17 protein-coding genes and 2 pseudogenes are annotated in these 23,438 nt (G+C 73.7%); 10 read left to right on the top strand and 9 right to left on the bottom strand.

What is annotated here, in order from left to right; all coding sequences use genetic code 11:
- Positions 1-9: 9 nt before the first annotated feature.
- Entirely contained in the window at positions 10-4,794 is a 4,785-nt protein-coding gene (locus AB0761_RS12820) for an ATP-dependent helicase (protein WP_377269109.1), read from the bottom strand.
- Between the two features lie 169 nt (positions 4,795-4,963).
- Here AB0761_RS12820 and AB0761_RS12815 point away from each other — a divergent pair, with 169 nt between their 5' ends.
- Positions 4,964-6,418 carry a S8 family serine peptidase gene (locus AB0761_RS12815; protein ID WP_377269108.1) on the top strand — a complete coding sequence of 485 codons (1,455 nt, stop codon included), beginning with the start codon at positions 4,964-4,966 and terminating at the stop codon, positions 6,416-6,418.
- Positions 6,419-6,560: 142 nt separating this feature from the next.
- Here the strand turns inward: AB0761_RS12815 and AB0761_RS12810 are convergent, their stop codons facing one another.
- Positions 6,561-7,286 carry a TetR/AcrR family transcriptional regulator gene (locus AB0761_RS12810; RefSeq protein ID WP_377269107.1) on the bottom strand — a complete coding sequence of 242 codons (726 nt, stop codon included), beginning with the start codon at positions 7,284-7,286 and terminating at the stop codon, positions 6,561-6,563.
- 191 nt (positions 7,287-7,477) lie between these two features.
- On the opposite strand from AB0761_RS12810, the pseudogene AB0761_RS12805 reads away from it, so the two are divergent.
- The 8 genes and pseudogenes from AB0761_RS12805 to recX all read left to right on the top strand — a co-directional run bounded on the left by AB0761_RS12805 (position 7,478) and on the right by recX (position 15,513).
- A pseudogene (locus AB0761_RS12805) lies at positions 7,478-9,743 on the top strand (MMPL family transporter).
- A gap of 127 nt (positions 9,744-9,870) precedes the next feature.
- Positions 9,871-10,701: an AraC family ligand binding domain-containing protein gene (locus tag AB0761_RS12800; RefSeq protein WP_377269106.1), complete on the top strand. Its 831-nt coding sequence runs from the start codon at positions 9,871-9,873 to the stop codon at positions 10,699-10,701.
- Positions 10,702-10,787: 86 nt separating this feature from the next.
- Complete coding sequence (locus tag AB0761_RS12795) at positions 10,788-11,528, top strand: AzlC family ABC transporter permease (protein ID WP_377269105.1); 741 nt, start codon at positions 10,788-10,790, stop codon at positions 11,526-11,528.
- A complete protein-coding gene (locus AB0761_RS12790; protein WP_377269104.1) occupies positions 11,525-11,839 on the top strand; it encodes an AzlD domain-containing protein in 315 nt (104 codons plus the stop codon). Before AB0761_RS12795 ends, AB0761_RS12790 begins: the two co-directional genes overlap by 4 nt.
- A gap of 35 nt (positions 11,840-11,874) precedes the next feature.
- Positions 11,875-12,068 (top strand): annotated as a pseudogene (locus AB0761_RS12785) (DUF3046 domain-containing protein).
- Between the two features lie 75 nt (positions 12,069-12,143).
- Entirely contained in the window at positions 12,144-13,367 is a 1,224-nt protein-coding gene (locus tag AB0761_RS12780; protein WP_377269103.1) for an AI-2E family transporter, read from the top strand.
- Positions 13,368-13,544: 177 nt separating this feature from the next.
- Entirely contained in the window at positions 13,545-14,714 is a 1,170-nt protein-coding gene (gene recA, locus AB0761_RS12775; RefSeq protein WP_377269102.1) for a recombinase RecA, read from the top strand.
- A gap of 112 nt (positions 14,715-14,826) precedes the next feature.
- On the top strand, positions 14,827-15,513 hold the full coding sequence (recX, locus tag AB0761_RS12770) for a recombination regulator RecX (RefSeq protein WP_377274060.1): 687 nt from the start codon (positions 14,827-14,829) through the stop codon (positions 15,511-15,513).
- A gap of 42 nt (positions 15,514-15,555) precedes the next feature.
- Here the strand turns inward: recX and AB0761_RS12765 are convergent, their stop codons facing one another.
- The 7 genes from AB0761_RS12765 to AB0761_RS12735 form a co-directional block, all read right to left on the bottom strand.
- The gene (locus AB0761_RS12765; protein ID WP_377269101.1) at positions 15,556-15,954 is read right to left on the bottom strand and encodes a rhodanese-like domain-containing protein; all 399 of its coding nucleotides are present in this window, start codon (positions 15,952-15,954) and stop codon (positions 15,556-15,558) included.
- On the bottom strand, positions 15,951-16,625 hold the full coding sequence (locus AB0761_RS12760) for a cysteine dioxygenase (RefSeq protein ID WP_377269100.1): 675 nt from the start codon (positions 16,623-16,625) through the stop codon (positions 15,951-15,953). Before AB0761_RS12760 ends, AB0761_RS12765 begins: the two co-directional genes overlap by 4 nt.
- A 454-nt stretch (positions 16,626-17,079) precedes the next feature.
- On the bottom strand, positions 17,080-18,720 hold the full coding sequence (locus AB0761_RS12755) for an FAD-dependent monooxygenase (protein ID WP_377269099.1): 1,641 nt from the start codon (positions 18,718-18,720) through the stop codon (positions 17,080-17,082).
- Between the two features lie 237 nt (positions 18,721-18,957).
- Entirely contained in the window at positions 18,958-19,857 is a 900-nt protein-coding gene (locus AB0761_RS12750) for an amino acid ABC transporter permease (RefSeq protein ID WP_377269098.1), read from the bottom strand.
- Complete coding sequence (locus tag AB0761_RS12745) at positions 19,854-20,504, bottom strand: amino acid ABC transporter permease (protein ID WP_377269097.1); 651 nt, start codon at positions 20,502-20,504, stop codon at positions 19,854-19,856. The genes AB0761_RS12750 and AB0761_RS12745 overlap by 4 nt, the downstream gene beginning before the upstream one ends.
- 79 nt (positions 20,505-20,583) lie before the next feature.
- Complete coding sequence (locus tag AB0761_RS12740) at positions 20,584-21,471, bottom strand: glutamate ABC transporter substrate-binding protein (protein WP_377269096.1); 888 nt, start codon at positions 21,469-21,471, stop codon at positions 20,584-20,586.
- 92 nt (positions 21,472-21,563) lie between these two features.
- A complete protein-coding gene (locus AB0761_RS12735; RefSeq protein ID WP_377274058.1) occupies positions 21,564-22,343 on the bottom strand; it encodes an amino acid ABC transporter ATP-binding protein in 780 nt (259 codons plus the stop codon).
- 337 nt (positions 22,344-22,680) lie between these two features.
- Between AB0761_RS12735 and AB0761_RS12730 the strand changes: the two genes are divergently transcribed.
- The gene (locus AB0761_RS12730) at positions 22,681-23,436 is read left to right on the top strand and encodes a response regulator transcription factor (RefSeq protein WP_377269095.1); all 756 of its coding nucleotides are present in this window, start codon (positions 22,681-22,683) and stop codon (positions 23,434-23,436) included.
- The last annotated feature ends 2 nt before the right edge of the window (positions 23,437-23,438 follow it).

Genomic DNA, 23,438 nt, shown 5'->3' with positions numbered 1-23,438 from the left:
AGCGGGGCCTCAGACGCGGAGCCGGAGGCCGCGCGGGGTGGGGTGGAACCCGGCGTTCTCCAGGGCGCGGCCCAGGGGCGAGGTCAGTGCGGCCTCGCCGTTGGCCCGCTCCACGGTGACCTTGCCCAGGGCTCCCTCGCGGACCGCCAGGGCCAGCGCGTCCATGGCACGCTGCAACTGCTCGGCGTCCTCCGTCCAGGAGAGCAGTGACTTGCCGCCCCGCTCGACATACAGCGCCAGCGCGCCGTCGACCAGGACGACCAGGGCACCGGCCTTGCGGCCCGGCTTGTGTGCGGACCGGGCGTTCTCCGCACCGGGCGGATCCGGCCACGGCAGTGCGGCGCCATAGGCGTTGGCGGGATCGGCGGCGGCCAGCACCAGGGCCCGGGAGCGCTCGTCGGGACGGGCGCCGCCCAGCGGGCCGTGCGGGGACGGCGGTGCGGTGGTCCAGCCGTCGGCCTCCGCGGCGGCGGAGCGCTCCAGGGCGGCATTGACCGCCCGCAGCCGGTCGACGGCGCCGTCGGTGGCGAACTGGGCGGCGCCCAGGCCGTCGACCACATAGCCGCGGCGGGCCCGGCCGTTCTCCTCGAAGGCGGACAGCACCCGGTAGGCGGAGGCGAAGCCGCCGGGCGCCCGCTCGGCGGCGACCGCACCCCGGGTCACCACGCCGTGCCGGTCCAGCAGGGTCTGGGCCAGGGCGGTGGCCCGCAGGGTGGGGTCGGCGGTCCGCTCCGGGACCAGCGACCAGCGGCCGGCCGTGGTGGGCGGCCCGGTGCGCGACGTGTGCCCGGCCCGGCCGCCGAAGGAGCGGCCCGCGCCGCCGATGCGGCCGCGCGGCACGGAGCGGGGTGCGCGATGGGCGGTGGAGCCGGCGGTGCGGCCGGAGCCCAGCAGGGCGCGCATCGGCGCCAGGGTGTCATTGCTGACGTATCCGGCCCAGGCCAGATCCCACAGGGCGTCGGCCAGGGCCAGGTCCGAGGGCGGCGGCTCGCCCGCCGAGAGGGCCGCGGCGGCGGCCCGGTCGGCGAGCTGCCGGAAGAACAGGCCGTAGCCGCCGGCCAGCGCATCCAGCAGGGCCCGGTGGACGGGGGTGGTCTCCAGCGGCAGCGGCTCGGGAAGCAGCAGATGTGCGGTGTCGGCGAGATGGAGGGAGATCCAGCCGTCCTTGCCGGGCAGCGCTCCGGCGCCCGACCACACCACCTCGCCGGCGGCGGTGAGTTCGTCCAGCATGCCGGGGGAGTAGTCCAGCATCCGGGCGGGCAGTACCAGCTTCTCCAGGGCGGAGGCGGGCACCGCGGCCCCCTGCAGCTGCTCCACGGCACGGACCAGTCCGTCGATGCCGCGCAGCCGCCCGGCGCCGATGTGCTGCCACTGGGGCAGGAAGGCGGCCAGCGAACGCGGTGGGACGGGCTCCACCTCGTGCCGCAGTGCGGCCAGCGAGCGGCGGCGCAGCCGTCGCAGCACCTCGCTGTCGCACCACTCGGTGCCGCTGCCTCCCGGCCGGAACTCGCCCTGGACCAGTCGGCCGGTGGCGGCCAGCCGGTGCAGCGCCCCCGTGACCACGGCGGGACCGAGGCCGTGACGGGTCGCCGCGGCCGCTGCGGTGAACGGGCCGTGGGTGCGGGCGTGGCGGGCGAGCAGATCGCCGAGGGGATCCTTGACCGGCTCGGTGAACGCCTCCGGGATGCCCACCGGCAGGGGTGTGCCCAGGGCGTCCCGCAGCCGGCCCGCGTCCTCCACGGCGGCCCAGCGCTCCTCGCCGGCGATCCGCACCCTGATGGCGCGGCGGGAGGCTTCCAGCTCGGCGGCCCAGGAGGCGTCCGCGCCCCGCTCGGTGAGCTCGGCGGTGGTGAGCGGGCCCAGCAGCCGCAGGGCGTCGGCGAGGCCCTCGACGTCCTTGATCCGGCGCTCGGGGCTGAGGCGCTGCAGCTCGGCCTCCAGCTCGGCGAGGACGTCCGCGTCCAGCAGCTCCCGCAGCTCGGCCTGGCCGAGCAGCTCGGCGAGCAGCCGGGAGTCCAGCGACAGCGCGGAGGCGCGGCGCTCGGCGAGCGGTGAGTCGCCCTCGTAGAGGAACTGGGCGACATAGCCGAAGAGCAGTGACCGGGCGAAGGGTGACGGCTCAGGGGTGGTGACCTCGACCAGGCGTACCCGTCGGCTCTCGACGTCCCGCATCAGCTCGACCAGGCCCGGGACGTCGAAGACGTCCTGGAGGCACTCGCGGACCGCCTCCAGCACGATCGGGAAGGAGCCGAACTCCGAGGCGACCTGGAGCAGTTGGGACGCCCGCTGGCGCTGCTGCCACAGCGGGGTGCGGCGGCCGGGGCTGCGCCGGGGCAGCAGCAGGGCACGGGCGGCGCACTCGCGGAAGCGGGAGGCGAACAGCGCCGAACCGCCCACCTGCTCGGTGACCAGCTGCTCCACCTCACCCGGCTCGAAGACGGCTGCGTCGGCGCCCAGCGGTGCCTCGTCGGTGACGGCAGCGGGCTCCGGCCGGTCGGTGAACGGATCGCCGTCCGCGGGGAAGTCGAGCAGATCGGCGTCGGGCAGCCGCAGCACGATGCCGTCGTCGGCATGCATGACCTGGGCGTCCAGCCCGTACCGCTCCTGCAGCCGGGCGCCGAGCGCCAGCGCCCAGGGGGCGTGCACCTGGGCGCCGAAGGGGGAGTGCACCACGACCCGCCAGTCGCCCAGTTCGTCGCGGAAGCGCTCCACCACCACGGTGCGGTCGTCGGGCACATGCCCGCAGGCCTGGCGCTGTTCGGCGAGGTAGGAGAGCAGATTGGCGGCCGCCCAGTCGTCCAGCCCGGCGGCGGTCAGCCGCTCCTGCGCGGCCTCCGGGGCAAGACCGCCGATCTCCCGCACAAAGGCGCCGACGGCCCGGCCCAGCTCCAGTGGACGGCCGAGCGCGTCGCCGTGCCAGAACGGCAGTTTGCCGGGGACACCGGGGGCGGGGGAGACCAGCACCCGGTCATGGGTGATGTCCTCGATCCGCCAGGAGCTGGTGCCCAGGGTGAAGACATCGCCGACCCGTGACTCGTAGACCATCTCCTCGTCCAGCTCGCCGACCCGGCCGCCGCCCTTCTTGGGGTCGGCCCCGGCCAGGAAGACCCCGAAGAGGCCGCGGTCGGGGATGGTGCCGCCGGAGGTCACCGCGAGCCGCTGGGCACCGGGGCGCCCGGTGAGGGTGCCCGCCACCCGGTCCCACACCAGCCGCGGCCGCAGCTCGGCGAAGGCGTCGGAGGGGTAGCGCCCGGCCAGCATGTCCAGCACGGCCTCGTACGCGGAGTGCGGCAGTGCGGCGAACGGGGCGGCGCGGCGGACCAGCGCCAGCAGCTCGTCGGCGTCCCAGGTGTCCATGGCGGTGATGGCGATGATCTGCTGGGCCAGGACATCCAGCGGGTTCTGGGGGATCCGCAGCGACTCGATGCCGCCCCGGCGCATCCGCTCGGTGACCACGGCCGCCTGCACCAGATCGCCCCGGTACTTGGGGAACACCACCCCGGTGGAGACCGCGCCCACCTGGTGCCCGGCGCGGCCGACCCGCTGCAGCCCGGAGGCGACCGAGGGGGGCGACTCCACCTGGACCACCAGGTCGACGGCGCCCATGTCGATGCCCAGCTCCAGGCTGGAGGTGGCGACCACGGCGGGCAGCACCCCGGCCTTGAGCTGCTCCTCGACGGCGGCGCGCTGCTCCTTGGAGACCGAGCCGTGGTGGGCGCGCGCCAGCACCGGCGGTGCGGCCCGGTTGGCCCCGGCCTGGGCCATCACCTGGGCCGGCGCGTGTGCCTCGGGCAGCGCCTCCCCGGTGGCGCGCTCATGGGCGATCTCATTGAGCCGGTTGCACAGCCGCTCGGCGAGTCGGCGGGAGTTGGCGAAGACGATGGTGGAGCGGTGCTGCTGCACCAGGTCGGTGATCCGCTCCTCGACATGGGGCCAGATGGAGGCGCCGCCGGGAGATGCCCCCGCCGAGCCGTCGTCCCCCGCGCCGCCGTCCTGGGGGCGGCCGCCGGAGAGCTCGCCCAGATCCTCCACCGGGACGACCACCGAGAGGTCGAACTGTTTGGTCGACGGCGGCTGGACCACGGTGACCTTGCGCTGCGGGCTGAGGAACCTGGCGACCTCGTCCACCGGCCGCACGGTGGCGGAGAGCCCGATCCGCCGGGCGGGCCGCTCCAGCAGATGGTCCAGGCGCTCCAGGGTGAGGGCCAGATGAGCGCCGCGCTTGGTGCCGGCGACGGCGTGCACCTCGTCCAGGATCACCGTCTCCAGTCCGCGCAGTGCCTCCCGGGCGGCGGAGGTGAGCAGCAGGAAGAGCGATTCGGGGGTGGTGATCAGGATGTCCGGCGGGTGGGTGGCGAAGCGCCGCCGCTCGGCGGCGGGGGTGTCCCCGGAGCGGATGGCGACCTGCACCTCCGGCTCCGGAAGGCCGAGCCGCACGGAGGTCTGCCGCAGACCGGTGAGCGGGGCGCGCAGATTGCGCTCGACATCGACGGCCAGCGCCTTCAGCGGCGAGACGTACAGCACCCGGCAGCGCCGCCGGGGCTCGGCCGGCGGTGGGACGGTGGCCAGGCGGTCCAGCGCGGCGAGGAACGCGGCGAGTGTCTTGCCGGAGCCGGTGGGTGCGACCACCAGGACGTCGGAGCCCTCGCCGATGGCCTGCCAGGCCCCGGACTGGGCGGCGGTGGGTGCAGGGAAGGCGCCGCTGAACCAGGACCGGGTCGCCGGGGAGAACCCGGCCAGCGGATCGGAGGGGCCGGCGGCGTCGTCGGCCCGGCCGGAGGTGTGCGGTGCCATGCCCCCATGGTGCCGCGCCCCACTGACACCCGGTCCCTCCGCCCGCACACCCGGTCGGGGCGGGGGTCGCGCATCCGGTGCAGTAGACCAGGGCATGCCGCACTTTTCGCTCATATCGTATGTAGATATCTGTGGTCTCCACAGGTCGCCGGCGACGGGTGGAGGTGCGGTGCAGCAGGTCCCGAGGGATGACCGCAGCTCCCGCCGGCGTACCCCGACGCTGGTCCGCTGCCTGTTCGTCCTGTCGCTGGCCGCCCTGCTGCTGGGCGGCGCGGTGCCCTATGTGGGCGGACCAGGCCATGCGTATCTCAGCTACCTGGTGGTGGCCCGGCAGGCCGACCCCGGCGGTGCGCGGCTCGCCGCCCGTGAGACGCGGGCCGCCGGCGGCACCGTGGTGCAGAGCTATCCCCAGATCGGCGTGGTCCTGGCCTATGCGGACCAGCGCTCCTTCGCCGCCCGGCTGCGCAGCCGGCCCGGCATCGCCGAGGCGGGGGCCAGCCGCACGGTGCCGGCCTCCAGCCTCCCGGGCGAGCTGGCCGGGGAGGGCGGTTTCCGCGCGTACGGGGGCATGGCCCTGGCGCACGACGGGACGCGGCGGCCGGGGGGCGCGCAGGTGCCCGCCGACGACGCCCCCCTCGTGCCGGACCCGCACGAGCGGCCGGCCTGGAACCTGGCGATGATCGGCGCCGACGCCGCTCCCGGGGACAGCAGCGCGGAGCTGCTGAGCCGGGTGGGCGGCGACCACGACCGCGAGCAGGCCGCGCTGCGCCGGGTGGTGGTCGCGGTCCTGGACTCCGGGGTCGACGACTCCCATCCCGACCTGCGGGAAGCGGTGGACCCCGGGCGCTCCGCCTCCTGCGCCGACGGCCGGCCCGACCACCGGGTGGGCTCCTGGCGGCCGGACGAGAGCATCAGCGAGAGCGGCCACGGCACCCATGTGGCGGGGATCATCGGTGCGGCGCGGGACGGCGACGGGGTAATCGGCGTCGCCCCCGGAGTCCGGATCGCCGCCGTGCGGCTGCTCGGGGCGCCCGGGCAGTACTACGCCGAGAACATCGTCTGCGGCCTGCTCTGGGCCGCGGACCACGGCGCCCGGGCGATCAACGACAGCTTCTTCTCCGACCCCTGGAAGTACAACTGCCCCGAGGACCACGACCAGGCGGCGATCACCGCCTCGATCGCGCGCGCGGTGCGCTATGCCCGCGAACGCGGCGCCGTGGTGGTGGCGTCGGCCGGCAACGACGCCCAGGACCTGGGCGCTCCCCGCACCGACGGCCGCAGCCCCAACGACCGTACGGGCTCCTCCCCGCCGCCGGTGCGCACCCTGGGCGCGGAGTGCATCCGGCTGCCCGCCGAACTGCCGGGGGTGGTGGCGGTGAGTGCACTGGAGCGGTCGGGGGCGGTAGCGGGGTACTCCAACTACGGCGGTGACCGGATCTCGCTCGCCGCGCCGGGCGGCGACCCGGACGGCGGTACCGCCAGGGCGGTGGTCTCCGACTGGCCCGGTGGCCGGTATGCGGCCCTGGCGGGCACCTCGATGGCGGCGGCGCATGTCACCGGGGCCGTGGCGCTGGTGGCGGCGGCCCACCCGGAGTACGGGTCGACCGGCTGCGGGAGGCGCTGACCGGTGCGGCGCTGCACGGGCGCTGTCTGCTGGGCGCCGGGCTCTGCGCCGATCCGCGCTACTTCGGCGCCGGGGTGCTCTCCGTGGCAGGGGTGTTCGGCTCCGCCGCGTCCGACTTCGTCGAGCCCGGAGCCGAGGCGCCCTACTCCACCCAACCCGAGTCCGCCGAGCCCGATTCCACCACCGGTCGCAGATAGCCGAGCAGGACCAGCTTCAGCTCATGGACCAGGGCCGGGCGATGCTCCTCGGGGGCGGCCAGCACCAGTGGCAGCAGTCCCTTGAAGACCCCCACGGTGACCAGCGCCGTCTGCTCCACCCGGGCCTCGGTCAGACCCGGCGCGAGGGCACGGAGCAGCGTGGCGATCCGGGAGAGCATCGCCTCGTGCAGCGGGCTGTGGACGGCGTGCAGCCGGGCCGGGCTGTCGGGTCCGGCCAGCAGCACATGGACGGCGGGGTCCTCGCAGTGGAAGACCACCGTGGGGTCCACCACCCGGTCGAGGATGGCCGGCAGCGGCATCCCGGGCAGCTCGGGGTCCTCCAGGATGAGCTGGGTGGCGTGCGCCCTGGCCGCGTACCGCTCGGCGAGCGCCTCGGCGATCGCCTCCTTGTTGGGGAAGTACTGGTACAGCGACCCGGGGGAGACGCCGGCGCGGGCGGCGATGGCGTTGGTCGTGGTGGCGGAGTAGCCGTGCTCGGCGAAGACCTGCCCGGCGGCGTCCAGCAGTTCGGTGATCCGCTTCTCGCCGCGGGCCTGGCGCTTCCTGGGGCGCGCAGCCGCGCCCTGGGCCGCGGTGCCCTGGGCAGTCGGGTCCTGGGCAGTCGGGTCCTGGGCCGCCGACTCCCCGGCTGCCGGCTCCTGGGTGGCCATCTCCGCACTCCTTCCCATGGGCGCTGTCGGCCGGATCCTATGCCCGTTGACTTATGCGAGCGTTCACTCGTATTCTCCCGCCCATGAGATGCGAGTAATGGCTCGCATTATCGCGCCGGTGGCGGCCGCCCGCACCCTGTCCTGCGCCCTACTGCGCGGCACCGCCCCACCACACCGTCCAGGGGGATGCCATGCCGCAACGACCACCCGCCGCCGCGCCCGCACGCGGCCTCTTCCACGCCGTCGCACGGTTCGCCACCGCACGGCCCCGGCTGCTGCTCGCCGCGGCCGTCGCCTTCCTGGCCGCCGCCGTGCTGCTCGGCGGCGGCGTCGCCGACCGGCTGCGCAGCGGCGGCTACAACGACCCGGGCTCGGACTCCGCGTACGCCACCACCGTGCTCGACCAGGACTTCCCCGGCTCCCGGCCCGACCTGGTGCTGCTGGTGGACGGCGCCCGCGGCATCGACGACCCGGCGGTGGCCCGCGACGGCCGGGCGCTCGCCGCCCGGCTCGCCCGGGAGTCCGGCGTCGGCGGTGTCACCTCCTACTGGGACACCCGCAGTCCCGCGCTGCGCGCCAGGGACGGCCGTGCCGCCCTGGTGGTGGCTCGGCTCACCGGCGACGAGACGGACTCCGACCGCACCCTGACCCGGATCGCCCCGCACTACCGCGGACAGCAGGGAGCCGTGCGGGTGCGCATCGGCGGCTCGACCGCCATCCGCCAGGAGATGCAGGGCTACATCAGCGACGACCTGCTCCGCGCCGAGGCCGTGGCGCTGCCGATCACCCTGCTGATCCTGGTGCTGGTCTTCGGCAGCGCGGTCGCCGCGCTGCTGCCCGTCGGGATCGGCGTCATCGCCGTCCTCGGCACCAACGCCGTCCTGCGCGCGCTCACCTCGGCCACCGATGTCTCCGTCTTCGCGCTCAACCTCACCACCGCACTCGGACTCGGCCTGGCCATCGACTACGCCCTGCTGATCGTCCGCCGCTACCGCGAGGAACTGGCCGCGGGCCGCGACACCCGGGAGGCCATCGCCGCCACCCTGGACACCGCCGGCCGCACCGTGCTCTTCTCCGCCGCGACCGTCGCCGTCTCACTGGCCGCGATGCTGGTCTTCCCGCTCTACTTCCTGCGCTCCATGGCCTACGCCGGCATCAGCGTGGTGGTGCTCGCCGCCGGATCGGCCCTGGTGGTGCTGCCCGCACTGCTCGCCGTCCTGGGCCGGCGGGTCGACGCCCTGGACGTCCGGCGGCTGCTGCCGAGGCGCCGCACGGCACCGGCCGGGGATGCGGCCGCCGGCGCCCGCTGGGCGGCGCTGGCCCGCCTGGTGATGCGCCGGGCCCCCTTCTTCGCGGCCGGCACCCTGGCCCTGCTGGTGCTGCTGGGCCTGCCCTTCCTCCGGGTCCACTTCGGCTCCGGCGACGACCGGCAGCTGCCCGCCGCCTCCGAGGCCCATGTGGTCCAGCAGCACATCAGGGACGGCTTCGACGGCAGCCCCGCCGGCGTCATCGAGGTCGTCACCCGGGGCGCTCCGACAGCCGGCCTCGACCGCTACGCACGGCAGCTCTCCGCACTGCCGGGGGTGCTCCGGGTCGAGGCCCCCGCGGCGCGAGTACACCGCCGGGCTGCCGGCCGGACCCGGGCAGCCCGGCCGGATCAACGGAGCCGCAGCGCATCTCACCGTGGTGCCCTCGGTCGAGGACGTCTCCCGGGCGAGCGAGGACCTGGTACGCGCGGTACGCGGTGTCCGCACCCCCTTCGCCGCCCACGCCACCGGCACCGCGGCAGCGCTGGTGGACACCCAGTCGGCCATCGGACGCGGCCTGCCCTGGGCGCTCGGCATCATCGTGCTCGCCACCCTGGTGCTGGTCTTCCTGCTCACCGGGAGCGTCCTGGTGCCGCTGCAGGCCGTCGTGCTCAACGCGCTCAGCCTGACCGCGATGCTGGGCGCGGTGGTCTGGGTCTTCCAGGACGGCCACCTCTCCGGGCTGCTGGGCTTCACCCCCACCGGCACCATCGAGACCTCGCTGCCGGTGCTGATGTTCTGCATGGCCTTCGGGCTCTCCATGGACTACGGCGTCTTCCTGCTCTCCCGGATCAAGGAGGAGCGGGAGCGGGGCGGTGACCACCGCGCCGCCGTGGTGGAGGGGATCCGCCGCACCGGGGGGATCATCACGGCCGCTGCGGTCATCCTGGCCGTGGTGATGGTGGCCATCGGGACCTCCAGGATCGCCAACACCAAGATGCTCGGCCTCGGGGTGGCGCTCGCGGTGGTCATGGACGCCATGGTGGTCCGCACCCTGCTGGTGCCCGCCGTACTGGCCCTCACCGGTCGCGCCGCCTGGTGGGCCCCGGGACCGCTGCGGCGGCTGCACCGGCGGTTCGGCCTGAGCGAGGGCCCCGCCCCGGCGGAGCCCCGTACGCCCGACCGCGGCACACCGGTGCCCACCGGCTGACCGGGAGCTCCCGGGAGGGAGCCGGCCGCAGGGCGCCGCGGCCGCCGGACCGGGGCAGGGGCGGGGGAGGGCGGGGCGGACACCGCGTGCTCGTCCCCGCCCCGCCGCCCGGGGCAGGATGACAGGCATGGCCGAGGAGACCGCACGCTACTGGACACATCCCGCACTGCCCGGTGTCGACCTGCTCAGAGCCCGCTACATCCGGCACACCTTCGGGCGGCACACCCATGACACCTATGTCATCGCCGCGATCACCGAGGGCGTCGAGGAGTTCCAGTACCGGGGCAGCACCGAGCGCGCGGGCGCCGGCAGCATCGCGCTGATCAACCCGGACACCGTGCACACCGGGCACTCCGGCACCCCGGACGGCTGGAGCTACCTGGTGCTGTACCCGGCGGTGGAGATCGTGGCCTCGGTCGCTGCGGAACTCGCCGTCCCCGGCCGGGGAGGCGGGCTCCCGGGCTTCACCGAGGCGGTCGTCCCCGACCGGCGGCTCGCGAGGCTGGTCGCCGAGGTCCACCGGGCTGCGGAGCGCGACGACGGACTCGCCGCCGACACCCTTCTGCGGCTCACCGTGGCGCGGCTGCTGCGGGCCCACGGCACTCCGGGGACGGACGGCCCGCGTACGGCGGCCGGGGCGGCCGCGGTACGCCGGGCCCGGGACATCCTGGAGGCCCGCCTGATCGAGCCGCCGACCCTGGAGGAGCTCGCCTCCGAGGTCGGCACCCGGCCCTTCCCGCTGCTGCGCGCCTTCCGCGACGCCCATGGGCTGCCGCCGCACACCTGGCTCAACCAGCAGCGGGTCCGCCGGGCCCGGCTGCTGCTGGACGCCGGGATCCCGCCGGCCAGGGCCGCCGCAGAGGTGGGCTTCGTCGACCAGGCCCACCTCACCCGGCACTTCCGCCGTATCGTCGGCGTCCCGCCCGGCGCCTACCGCCGCGAGCGCGGCCGCGGCTGAGGTCCCCGCGGTCGCGGGGACGGCCGGGGGCCCGCCGCGCAGGAACGTACAAGAGCTGCCGCCAGGGGCCCGGCCAGGATGGGTCCATGAGTGCAGTGACAGAACCACCGGCCATGGACGCCCTCGCGGAGGCCGCCAGGCCCACCGCAGCCGTGGTGCGGGATGCGCTGGGGGTGGGGATCGCGGTGGGGATCTCCGGGACGGCGTTCGGAGTGGCCGCCGCCGGGGCACAGCTGACGGTCTGGCAGACCTGCGCCCTGAGCCTGCTGGTCTTCACCGGCGCCTCGCAGTTCGCCCTGGTCGGGGCGCTGGCCGCGGGTGCGGCGCCGGTGGCGGCGGTCGCCGGGGCCCTCTTCCTCGGGGTGCGGAACAGCTTCTACGGGTTGCGGCTCTCCGAGCGGCTGGCGCTGCCGCGGGCGGTCCGCCCCTTGGCTGCGCAGCTGGTGATCGACGAGACCGCGGCGGTGGCGCTGGCCCAGCCCGACCGGCGTTCCACCCGGTGGGGGTTCACCGTCACCGGACTCACCCTGTTCGCGCTCTGGAACCTCAGCACGCTGGCCGGCGTGCTGGGCGCGGGTGCGCTCGGCGACCCCGCGGCCTACGGCCTGGACGCCGCGGGTCCGGCCGTCTTCCTGGCGCTGCTGGCGCCGCGGCTGCGGGAGGGCGGGGCGGAGCGGGCGGTCGCCGGGGTGGGGGTGGCGCTCGCGCTGGCCGCCACCTTTGTGGTGCCCGCCGGGGTACCCGTGCTGGTGGCGCTGGCGGCTGTGCCGCTGGTGGCGCTGGTACTGCGGTTCCGGGCGCGCCGTGGGGCGGGGGTCGCACGATGACCGTCTGGCTCGCCGTGGGTGCCACGGCCGTCGGCTGCTATCTGCTGAAGCTGCTGGGGCTCAGCGTCCCGACCGGGCTGCTGGACCGCCCGGTGGTGCGCCGGTTCGCCGCGCTGGCCCCGGTGGCCCTGCTGGCGGCGCTCACGGCGCTGCAGACCCTGGGGCGGCAGCACGGCCAGGGGCTGCAGCTCGACGTCCGGGCGGCCGGGCTGGCGGCCGCGGCCGCCGCGGTGCTGCTCCGGGCGCCCTTCCTGGTGGTGGTCGGATCCGCGGTGCTGGTCACGGCGCTGGTGCGGGCACTGGCCGGGTGAACGGGCGACCGGGGAGACGCGGGATACTGGGTGCCATGCGGCTGACAGAGTTCTGGCGAGGATGAACGCCCACTTCGGTGAGGCGTACGCGGACAGCTTTGCCCGAGACCATGTGATGACCGAGCTCGGCGGGCGGACCGTGCACCAGGCGCTGGACGCCGGCTGGGAGGCCAAGGACGTGTGGCGTGCGGTGTGCGCCGCGATGGATGTGCCCGCCACGCACCGCTGAGTCCGCCCTGCCGACGGGCCCGCGGGCGGCGGGCTCCGCACGGACCCGCGGGCGGACTTGGGTGAGACTGGGAGCGTGGCCGCCGGCGAGGAACCCCAGGAGACCCCGGAGTCCGCTGTGCCCGTGGCGGGGCCGTCCCCGGCGCAGACGCAGCGGATGCCCCGCTGGCTGCCCCGGGCGCTGGCGCTGTTCTTCCTCTTCGCGGGCCTCTTCGAGTTCGCCGACTGGGTCTTCCACCGGCTGGTCGGCCTCTTCACCCTGGTGCTGGTCGCCTTCTTCCTCTCGCTGGCGATGCAGCCGGCGGTGGACCGGATGGCGGCCCGGGGGGTGCGGCGCGGCCTGGGCACGATGATCGTCTTCCTGGCGGTGCTGGTCTGCATGGGCGGCTTCCTGGCTGCGCTGGGCACCCTGCTGGTGGAACAGGTCGGGATGGTGGCCGGACGGCTGCCGCATCTGCTGAACGACCTGATCGACTGGGTCAACCACACCTTCCACAGCAAGCTCTCGCTGGCCCAGCTGCAGAAGCGGGTGCTCCAGGACTCCGGGAGCGCGGAGAAGTACGCCCAGCGGGCCGCGGACAACCTCTGGGGGGTGTCCAGCACGCTGATCGGGGGCCTCTTCCGGCTCTTCACCATCGCCCTGTTCGCCTTCTACCTGACCGCGGACGGGCCCCGGGTGCGGCGCACGGTGTGCTCGCTGCTGCCCCCGGCCAAGCAGGGCGAGGTGCTGCGGGCCTGGGAGATCGCACTGGCCAAGACCGGCGGCTACCTCTACTCCCGGGTACTGCTCGCCATCTTCTCGTCGGTGGCGCACGGCATCCTCTTTGTGGTGCTGGGCATCCCGTACGCGGCGGCCCTGGCGGTCTGGGTGGGGGTGGTGTCCCAGTTCGTGCCGACCATCGGCACCTATCTGGCAGGCGCGCTGCCGATGCTGGTCGCGCTCACCGTGGATCCGGTGGACGCGCTCTGGGTGCTGGCCTTCGTGGTCGTCTACCAGCAGGTGGAGAACTATCTGCTGCAGCCCCGGGTGACGGCGAGGACCGTGGAGGTGCATCCGGCGATGGCCTTCGGGTCGGTGATCGCAGGGGCCGCGCTGCTGGGTGCGGTGGGCGCGGTCATCGCGATTCCGGCGGCGGCCACCGTCCAGGGGTTCGTCACCACCTATGTGAAGCGCTACGAGGTGGCGCAGGACCCGCGCATCGACCGTGGGGAGCCCCGCCGGCTGCGGCGGGAGGCGGCGCGGCGGCTGCGGCGGCTGGTCTCCCGGGGCAGGGACGACGACGGCGGACCCCGGGACTGACGTCACTCCTGAGAGTGAAGTGGTGCCGCCATTCCCGGTAATCGAACTTGCGTTCTGTATGCTGGCCGGTGGCGGGTTATCCACAGGCTGGGCCCTCTCGGGGCCGATTGTCAGTGGTACGCGCTAGCGTCGATGACGATGAAGCGCACAGCAGCACAGACCAGCAGGGTGGAATCCATGGCAGGTACCGATCGCGAGCGGGCCCTAGAGACCGCACTCGCGCAGATCGAGCGACAGTTCGGCAAGGGGTCGGTGATGCGTCTCGGCGACGAGGCGCGAGCACCGATCGAGGTCATCCCGACCGGCTCCATCGCCCTGGACGTCGCCCTCGGCGTCGGGGGCCTTCCGCGCGGCCGCGTGGTGGAGGTCTACGGGCCGGAGTCCTCCGGTAAGACGACCATCGCGCTCCACGCGGTGGCCAATGCACAGCGGGCCGGCGGCATCGTGGCGTTCGTGGACGCCGAGCACGCCCTCGACCCCGACTATGCGAAGAAGCTGGGCGTCGACACCGACGCCCTCCTGGTCTCCCAGCCCGACACGGGCGAGCAGGCCCTGGAGATCACGGACATGCTGATCCGGTCCGGGGCCATCGACCTCATCGTCATCGACTCGGTGGCGGCCCTGGTGCCGCGCGCCGAGATCGAGGGTGAGATGGGTGACTCCCATGTGGGTCTGCAGGCCCGTCTGATGAGCCAGGCGCTGCGGAAGATCACCGGTGCTCTCAACCAGTCCAAGACCACCGCGATCTTCATCAACCAGCTCCGTGAGAAGGTCGGCGTGATGTTCGGCTCCCCGGAGACCACCACCGGTGGCCGGGCGCTGAAGTTCTATGCGTCGGTCCGACTGGACATCCGCCGGATCGAGACCCTCAAGGACGGCACGGAGGCGGTCGGCAACCGCACCCGGGTCAAGGTCGTCAAGAACAAGGTCGCCTCGCCGTTCAAGCAGGCGGAGTTCGACATCCTCTACGGCGTGGGCATCAGCCGCGAGGGTGGTCTGATCGACATGGGTGTGGAGCACGGGTTCATCCGCAAGTCGGGCGCCTGGTACACCTACGAGGGCGACCAGCTGGGCCAGGGCAAGGAGAATGCGCGCAACTTCCTGCGCGACAACCCCGACCTCGCCGACGAGATCGAGAAGAAGATCAAGGAGAAGCTGGGCGTCGGCCCCCGTGTCGACACCCCCGCAGTTGCTGCGGACCCGGCTGCCGCCACGGATGCTGCCCCGGCTGCGGCTGCGGCTGCGGCTGCGGCTGCGGCTGCGGCTGCCACGGCCGACGGTGCGGCCAAGCCGATCACGGCCACCGCGGCCAAGACGGCCGCCGCCAAGAAGACCGCCAAGGCCTGAGCTGCCGATGCGGAGCAACGCTGAGTCGCCCGTCCCCGGAGCCCCACCGGAGACGGGCGACTGGGGCCCCAGGGACTGGTGCGCCAGCGGTGCGACCGGCTCCTCGTTCGCCATGCCCGCGGATACCGCGATCCCCCCGGATGCATGGAGCGAGCCGGCTCCCGAGCCCGGGCCGCTTCCCATGGCGGAGCCTGAGCAGCCACCGGCGCGGCGGGGCCGCTCCGGGGGCCGTCGGCTGGGCGGGTCTCGGCCGGACAAGCCCCGGACGGGGGAGCAGACGGCTGAGGAGAGCCGCGACCCGGCGGCGCAGGCGCGGGCCGTCTGTCTGCGGCTGCTCACCGGTTCACCACGCACCCGGCGGCAGCTCGCCGACGCCTTGCGCAAGCGGGATATCCCCGACGAGGTCGCCGACGAGGTCCTCTCCCGCTTCGAGGACGTCGGCCTGATCGACGACGCGGCATTCGCCGACGCCTGGGTGGAGTCCCGCCACACCGGGCGCGGCCTTTCCCGTCGGGCACTCGCCAGGGAGCTGCGCTCCCGCGGAGTCTCCGGCTCGGTCGTCGAGGATGCCGTGGGGCGGCTGGATCCGGAGCAGGAGGCCGAGACCGCCCGTGCACTGGTCGACCGCAAACTGCGCTCGACCCGAGGGCTCGACCGCCAGGTCCGCATCCGTCGGCTTGCCGGGATGCTCGCCCGCCGCGGCTACCCCGAGGGGCTGGCCCTGCGTGTGGTCCGCCAGGCGCTCGCCGAGGAGGGGGAGAGCGGAGAGGAGCTGGACCACTGGCTGCCGGAGGAGTGATCCCGGCGGATCCCGCTCGCTGTCACCGGTCCCCTCGGGGGTTCAGACGGGCGCAGGGGTGACGGGGAGTCCGGCGGCCGCCCACGCCTGAAAGCCGCCCACCAGATCGGTGGCCCGGTGCAGGCCCAGCTGCTGCAGGGAGACAGCGGCCAGCGAGGAGGCGTACCCCTCATTGCAGATGACCACCACCCAAAGCTCATGGTGAGCGGCCTCGGGCAGCCGATGGTCGCACTGGGGATCCAGTCGCCACTCCAGCTCATTGCGTTCGACCACCAGTGCTCCGGGGATGGTGCCGTCCCGGTCCCGCAGCGCGGCATAGCGGATGTCGACCAGCAGCGCGCCATCCGCTACGGCAGCCGCTGCCTGATGGACGGTCAGGCGCTCCAGGTGGCTTCGGGCCTCGGCCAGGGCCTGGTCGATGCTGCGCGGTACGGAGCTCACAGCGCCCACTCCTCGGGACCCTCGACGGCTTCCAGCCGCAGTACCCGGTCACGGCGACTGTAACGGCGCAGCAGCGGCAGCGGCGGGTCGTAGACATGGACGGAGACGGCGTGCTCCTCCTCGGAGACATTGACCACCTGGTGCACATGGCGGGGGCCGAAGGCCCGGCCCCGGCCGGCTGGCAGTGCGCGCTCCCGGTCGACGCCCTCGACCAGTTCCAGGCAGCGCCAGCCCTCGGTGGGGAGCTCCACCGCGATGGACTGCTCGGCCAGTTGGCCGGTCGCGGTGACAAAGGCCCCCCGGGAGCCGCCGTGGTCGTGCCAACCGGTCTCGGCGCCCGGCGGCCAGCCGATCACCCAGGCCTCACTGCCGCCCGGACCCTCCAAGGCGATCCAGGTGCGCTGCTCCGGATCGAGCGGCAGCCGGGCCAGCACATCAGGGTCGACGGCGGTGCGATGGGCGAAGTCCAGCAGCTCGCTGAGCCCTGGGCCATCGGCGGTGCGGAGCGCGGTCGGCTCGGGGGTGGCGGTCGGCTCCGGTGCGCTCGGCACGGGTGCGGTGGTCTGGGGTGCGGTGGGCTGGGGTGCGGTGGTCTGAGGTGAAGCCGGAAAGGGTGAAGCCGGTGCGGACTGCTGCGCGGGGGAGGGTGCCGGGGCGTCGGTGCGGGGCATGGTGACCGTCCTGGGTGCGGCGGGTGCCCGGCGGACCGGGCAGGGCTGCTGAGGATTGACCCGGGACGGCGTGCAGGGACTGCGGTCACGCCGGCATGGGTGGAGCGCACGGAGTGCGCGGCAGCGCGGACGGGGCCGGAGATCCGGTCAGCGGGGTCCGCGGGGCGAGGGGATCAGGCGGCGCAGCGACAACACAGGCAGCCGACGTACCGGACGGTGTCCAGGTGCGTGCGGCGGAAGAGCCTGAGGTCGAGAGGTCCCACGCCCGGAGTGAATCACGCACCCGGCAGCCGGTCAAGCAAGCATCCGCGCGGCACGAGGCAGGTTCGAGCACCGCCGGTGCCGGCCACGCTGCCGCCCGCGGATCGATCTCGCACGGATCCGGGCCGGCCGCCGGACCGATCGCCGGACCGGCGACGGGGTGGTGCACCGGGCGGCGCGCCGGCCTCGGCGGTCAGGCGGTGGGGAGGGCGGCGGGGCCGCCGCGTGCGCGTTCGGCGAGGGCGGCCAGTTCCTCCGGCCGGCACCCCTGCATGGTGCCGATCAGATGGCCGTCCGGCCGGACCAGCAGCACGGTGTGGGCGCCGGCGCCGGGGTAGACCTCGGCCACCACCACCTCGGAGGCCATCGGCAGCGCTGCCGCGGCCTCGGCCAGTCGCGGCATCAGCCCGGCACCGAGCCAGTGCTCGCTGGCCCACACCCCGGTGCCGGGGGCGACCAGGACCAGCAGCAGTCCGCGCCCCAGCCGGTGGTGCAGCCGGTCGTGGGCGCCGTCGGCAGCGATCACCGGCACATCGGCGACCAGCACGCCCGGATCGGTGGGAGCCAGATCCTGGGAGAGCGCGGTGTTGCGGCGCCCACCACGGGAGACCGCGGCGCCGCCGCCGACCGGGTAGGCCGGTGGACTGCCGAACCGCCCGGTGCCGAGCGTCCCGTCGGCCAGCAGCGGTGCGTGCTTGCGGAAGGAGCCCGAGACCAGGCTGCGCCGCGCCTGCTCCCATCCCTTCACCGGCCGGAGCAGCGGCATGGCCTGGTCGACGGCGCGCAGCCGAGCGCCGACCGCGCCGCGCCGCTCGGCCTCATAGGTGTCCAGCAGGGCGTCCCCGGCGTTGCGGTGCCACACCAGGGCCAGCTTCCAGGCGAGGTTGGCGGCGTCGCGCAGCCCGTCGTCGAGGTTCTGCATGCCGAGTGCGCCGTGCAGATGGGCGGCGTCCCCGGCGAGGAAGCAGCGCCCGGCGCGGAACCGGCCGGCCAGTCGCTGCTGGACGCTGTGGTCGGCGGCGGCGAGCAGCTCATAGCGGGGGACTTCGCCGCACCAGCCGGCCAGGGTGGCGCGGACCCGGGCCACCAGGGTGTCGCCGGTGACGATGCCGGGCCAGGTGGCATGCGGGTCGACGGGTTCGGCCGGGGCGGGCCGACCGGGCGGGAGTCGCCAGTCCAGCCGCCACACCCCGTCCGGCAGCGGGCGGGCCAGTGCCTCCCGGTCGCCGCGCCAGGGCGGCTCCCGGTGCAGCCGGGCCTCTCCGGGGAAGGGCAGCTCGACCCGCAGGGTGGCCACGGCGTAGCGGTCCACGCCCGTGCGGCCGGGGAAGCGGATCCGCAGCAGCTTGCGCACCGTGGACCGGGCGCCGTCGCAGCCCACCAGATGGCTGCCGCGCCACCAGGTGGTACGGCCGTCCTGGGTCTGGCGGGTCCGGACGCTCACCCCGTCGTCGTCCGGCTCCAGTTCCTCGACGTGGTGCAGCGGTACCAGTTCGATCAGCGGCTCGGCGCCGACGGCGTCCCGCAGGCCGCGCTGCAGCCGGTGCTGGGGCAGATGGCGGACCCGGCCGGGCTCGAGGTCGATACGGAGCACCTCGGCGCGCCGGCGGAGCACCCGCCAGGTGTCCCAGACGGCGCCGTCGGTGGCGGCCGCGGTGCAGCCCAGACGGGTCAGCTGGGCGGTGGTGTCGGGGCGCAGCACGGTGGTGCGAGGGGATTCGGGACACAGGCCCGGCCCGTCGTCGAGGACGACGCTGGGCACCTCGTGGCGGGCCAGGTCGAGCGCCAGAGCCAGGCCGACCGGTCCGGCCCCGACGATGATCACTGGGTCCATGGTGCCGCTCCCGGCGGTGTGGACACGCGCTGGGGGCGGCGCGACTGACGGCGTGTCGGTCCCGTCGCCCGGGTGCTTCGCCTACGTGCCCCGCATCGTGTCACGAAGAGCAATGCAACAGATCACCGGCGGGCGCGTCAAGCAGCAGCGGGTGTACGCCGGATCGCGCCGCCCCGCCCCCGGGGCCGTCGTGGGCACCCGGGGGCGGTCGACGCGGCGCGGGACGCGCCCCGGGCCTCAGCGGTCCGCGGCGGTGGCCGCTGCCACGGTCCCGGTGGGGGATCCGGAGTCGGACCCGGTGCCGGCCTTTGCGGTCAGCGACGGCGGTGCGCCCTTGCGGCTGCGGCGGCCGCGTGCCTCGATCCACCGGGCGAGTCCGGAGAGCGCCAGGCAGAGCCCGATGTAGACCGGGGCGATGACCAGGACCACGGGGATGTACGGGTAGCCCTCGGCGGTGCTGCTGGTGCCGGCGATGAGCTTGCCGACGTACAGCAGCTCCTCGTAGGTGATGATGTAGCCGAGGGAGGTGTCCTTGAGCGTCACCACCAGCTGGCTGAGCACGGCGGGCAGCATCGAGCGGAAGGCCTGCGGTACCAGCACCGAGCTCATCACCTGGGTCTTGCGCAGGCCGAGGGCGTAGGCCGCCTCGCTCTGACCGCGCGGGACCGCGTTGATCCCGGCGCGGAAGATCTCCGCCTGCACCGAGCCGTTGTAGAGGGTCAGCCCGATGACCAGCGCCCACAGCGGGGCGTCGCCGAAGACCCCCACATAGAGCGCGAAGATCATGATGACCAGCGGCATGGCGCGGAAGAACTCCACGAAGGCGGTGCTGAACCAGCGCACCGGCCGGTGGTCGGAGAGCCGCCCGGCGGCCAGCAGTGCACCCAGTGCCAGCGACAGCACCGCGGCGAAGCCGAACGCCGTCAGGGTGTCCTGGAGGCCGTGCAGCAGCCGTTCCTGGGTGCGCTTGTACTGGAAGGGCGCCCACATGTCGGCGGCGAACTGGCCGTGTGCGTCAAGGCGTGTGACGACCAGCCAGATCAGGGCGGCGATGCCGGCGACGGCCGCCGTGCCGATGATCCGGTTGCGGGCCCTGGCCCTGGGGCCGGGGGCGTCGTAGAGGACGCTGCTGCTCATCGGGCCACCGCCAGACGGTTCTCCAGGAAGCGGAACAGGGCGCTGATCGCAAAGGTGATGACCAGATAGCCGAGCGCGATCCAGAAGAAGACCGCGAAGATCTTGTAGCCCAGCTCGTTCCAGGTCTTCATCACGCTGTAGAGGTCCGCGATGTTGAAGGCCCCGGCGATCGCCGAGTTCTTGGTGAGCGCGATGAGGATGGAGCCGGTGGGGGCGACCACGGTCCGGGTGGCCTGCGGCAGTACCACCAGCCGCAGGGTCTGGCCGAAGGTCATGCCCAGGCTGCGGGCGGCCTCGGCCTGGCCGATCGGCACCGTGTTGATGCCGGAGCGCACGGTCTCGCAGACGAAGCTGGCGGTGTAGCAGCCGAGGGCCAGCACCGCGAAGGTGAAGTAGCCGAGATCGACGCCGATCTTCGGCAGGCCGAAGACCACCGCGAAGAAGAGCAGCACCAGCGGGGTGTTGCGGAGCACATTCACCCACACCGTGCCGAAGATCCGCAGCGGCGGTACGGGTGAGACCCGGAAGGCGGCCAGCAGCACCCCCAGGACCAGGGCCAGCAGGCCGCTGAGCGCGGTCAGTTCGACCGTGCGCAGGAAGCCGTCACGGAAGAGCGCGAAGTTGTCGTCGGTGAACAGGACGTTCATGGCGGCCGTCCCCCTCCCAGGTGGAGATCGGGCGTGGCCGGGGCGGCGGCGTCCGGGCGCCGCCGCCCCGGGAGGTCGGTCAGTAGCGGACGAGCTGCGGCGGGGTGGCGTTGGCGCCGGACTTGCCGAGCGTCGCGTCGTACGCCTTCTTCCAGTCGCCGTTCTTCTCGTGCGCCTCGATGGCGTTGTTGATGGCGTCGCGCAGCGCCTTGTCGTCCTTGTTGAGGCCGATGCCGTAGGGCTCCTCGGAGAACGGCTTGCCGACCACCTTGAGCTTGTCCGGGTACTTGGCCGCGTAGCCCTTGAGGATGGCGTCGTCGGTGGTCACCGCGTCCACCGAGCCGTCCAGCAGCTTGTCGACGCACTGCGAGTAGGTGTCGAAGGCGGTGGTCGCGCCGTACTGCTCCTCGATCCGCTTGATCGAGGTGGAGCCGGTGGCGGAGCAGACCTGCTTGCCCTTGACCGCCTCCGGACCGGTGATGGCGGTGTTGTCCTTGGCCACCAGCAGGTCCTGGCCGGCTACGAAGTACGGGCCGGCGAAGGAGATCTGCTTCTTGCGGTCGTCGTTGATGGTGTAGGTGCCGACGTAGTAGTCGACCTCACCACCGGAGATGGCGGTCTCGCGGTTGGTCGACGGGATGGTCTTGAAGACCACCTGCTTGTCGCTGAAGCCCAGGTCGGCGGCGACCATCTTGGCGATCTCGATGTCGAAGCCGCTGCGGGTGCCGCTGGCGACGTCCTCGAAGCCCAGGTTCGGCTGATCGGCCTTGGCACCGATGATCAGCTTGCCGCGCTTCTTGGCGGCGTCGAAGGTCGGGGAACCGGTGATCGACACGTCCTTCTTCACCTCGTAGGAGGTGCTGGGGCCCGAGCTGTCGCCGTCCGGCGAGCCGTCCTTGCCGCAGGCGGCGACGGCGGTCAGAGCGAGTACGGCCAGTACGGCCGCGGCGGTGCGACGAGTCCTCATGCGGATTCTCTCCTTGACGGGGTTGCGCCCGTGCCCGCACAGGGCGGAGCCGGGCGTCGGTCTGCGCGGCGGCGCGATCGGTGCGGCGTGGATCAGTGGTGCAGGATCTTCGACAGGAAGTCCTTGGCCCGCTCGCTGCGTGGCGCGGTGAAGAAGGCGTCGGGCGTGTTCTGCTCGACGATGCGGCCGTCGGCCATGAAGACCACCCGGTTGGCCGCGGAACGGGCGAAGCCCATCTCATGGGTGACCACGACCATGGTCATGCCGTCGGCTGCGAGCTGCCGCATCACCTCGAGGACCTCGTTGATCATCTCAGGGTCCAGGGCGGAGGTCGGCTCGTCGAAGAGCATCACCTTGGGGTCCATCGCCAGCGCCCGGGCGATGGCGACCCGCTGCTGCTGGCCGCCGGAGAGCTGGGCGGGGTACTTGTCGGCCTGTGCGCCCACCCCGACCCGGTCCAGCAGGGTACGGGCCTTGGCCTCGGCCTTCGCGCGAGCCGTTCCGCGCACCTTGACCTGGCCCATCACCACGTTCTCCAGCACCGTCCTGTGCGCGAAGAGGTTGAAGGACTGGAAGACCATGCCGACCTCGGCCCGCAGCCGGGCCAGCTCCTTGCCCTCGGCGGGCAGCGGACGGCCGTCCACGGTGATGCTGCCGGAGTCGACGGTCTCCAGCCGGTTGATCGTCCGGCACAGCGTCGACTTGCCTGATCCCGAGGGGCCGATCACCACCACGACCTCGCCGCGGGCGATCTCCAGGTCGATGTCCTGGAGCACATGCAGTGCCCCGAAGTGCTTGTTGACGCCCTTGAGTACCACCAGGTCGTCGGTCCCGGCGGTGGTGTCGGTGTCGGTGGTGGCGACGTCGGCCATCGAACCCTGCTTCCTCATACCGTCCTGCCGGTTGCTCGTCCGGGGCGCGACCGGCGGAGTCCGCGGCCCCGGTGGGCCGACCATAGGAGGGGATGCGACGCACCGTCAGCAGATCTGAGCGGAACTTGAGGATCACGATCGGGACACAGCGGCGCCCGAGCCGGGCCTCACCGGCGCTGTCGCCCAATGTTCCAGGTCAATAACGGTACCTGCGGCTTCACCCGATCGGGGTTGACCCGGGCGGTGCCCGTGGGGGTGGATGCAGGGAACCACCGCGGGCTGCCGAAGCGACTGGGTAGGACGACGGACGTACTTCCGGCAGAAGGGGGAGAGCGGGATGCGCCTGCTCCTCGTCGAGGACGACGACCATGTGGCGGCCGCCCTGGTGGCGGTGCTCGGCCGGCACGGCTTCCAGGTGCGGCACGCACGCAGCGGCAGTGAGGCACTGGACGCGCTGGTGCCCGACGGCGCCGAGCCGTACCGGGTGGTGCTCCTCGACCTCGGTCTGCCGGACCGCGACGGTTTCGAGGTGTGCAGCCGCATCCGGGACCGCAGCGGTGTCCCCGTGATCATGGTGACCGCCCGGGCCGACACCCGCTCCCGGATCCACGGGCTCAACCTGGGCGCCGACGACTATGTCACCAAGCCGTACGACATGGGTGAACTGCTGGCCCGGATCCATGCCGTCGCCCGGCGCAGCGGCACCCCCGCCGCACCGGCGGGCCGCCCCGCAGCCGAGCCGGCGGCACCCGACTCCGGCCCCGCCGACCCGCTGGCCGCCCGCGGCGTCGACATCGACCGGGAACGCCGCCGGGTGACGGTGGAGGGGCGCGAGGTCCCGCTCACCCGCAAGGAGTTCGACCTGCTGGCGCTGCTGGCCCAGCACCCCGGGGTGGTCTACCGCAGGGAGCAGATCTTCAGCGAGGTCTGGCGCAGCGGCTGGGAGGGCAACGGCCGCACCCTGGAGGTCCATGTCGCCTCACTGCGGGCCAAGCTGGCACTGCCGACCCTGGTGGAGACCGTGCGCGGGGTCGGCTACCGCCTGGTCGTCGAACCGCCCGCGGACACCCCCCGCACGGAAAGCGGCCGCTGACC

The organism is Peterkaempfera podocarpi (assembly GCF_042466665.1).
Classification (GTDB): domain Bacteria; phylum Actinomycetota; class Actinomycetes; order Streptomycetales; family Streptomycetaceae; genus Peterkaempfera; species Peterkaempfera podocarpi.
Note: the sequence above shows the minus strand (reverse complement) of the source record. Positions and strands in the feature narration are given on the sequence as shown.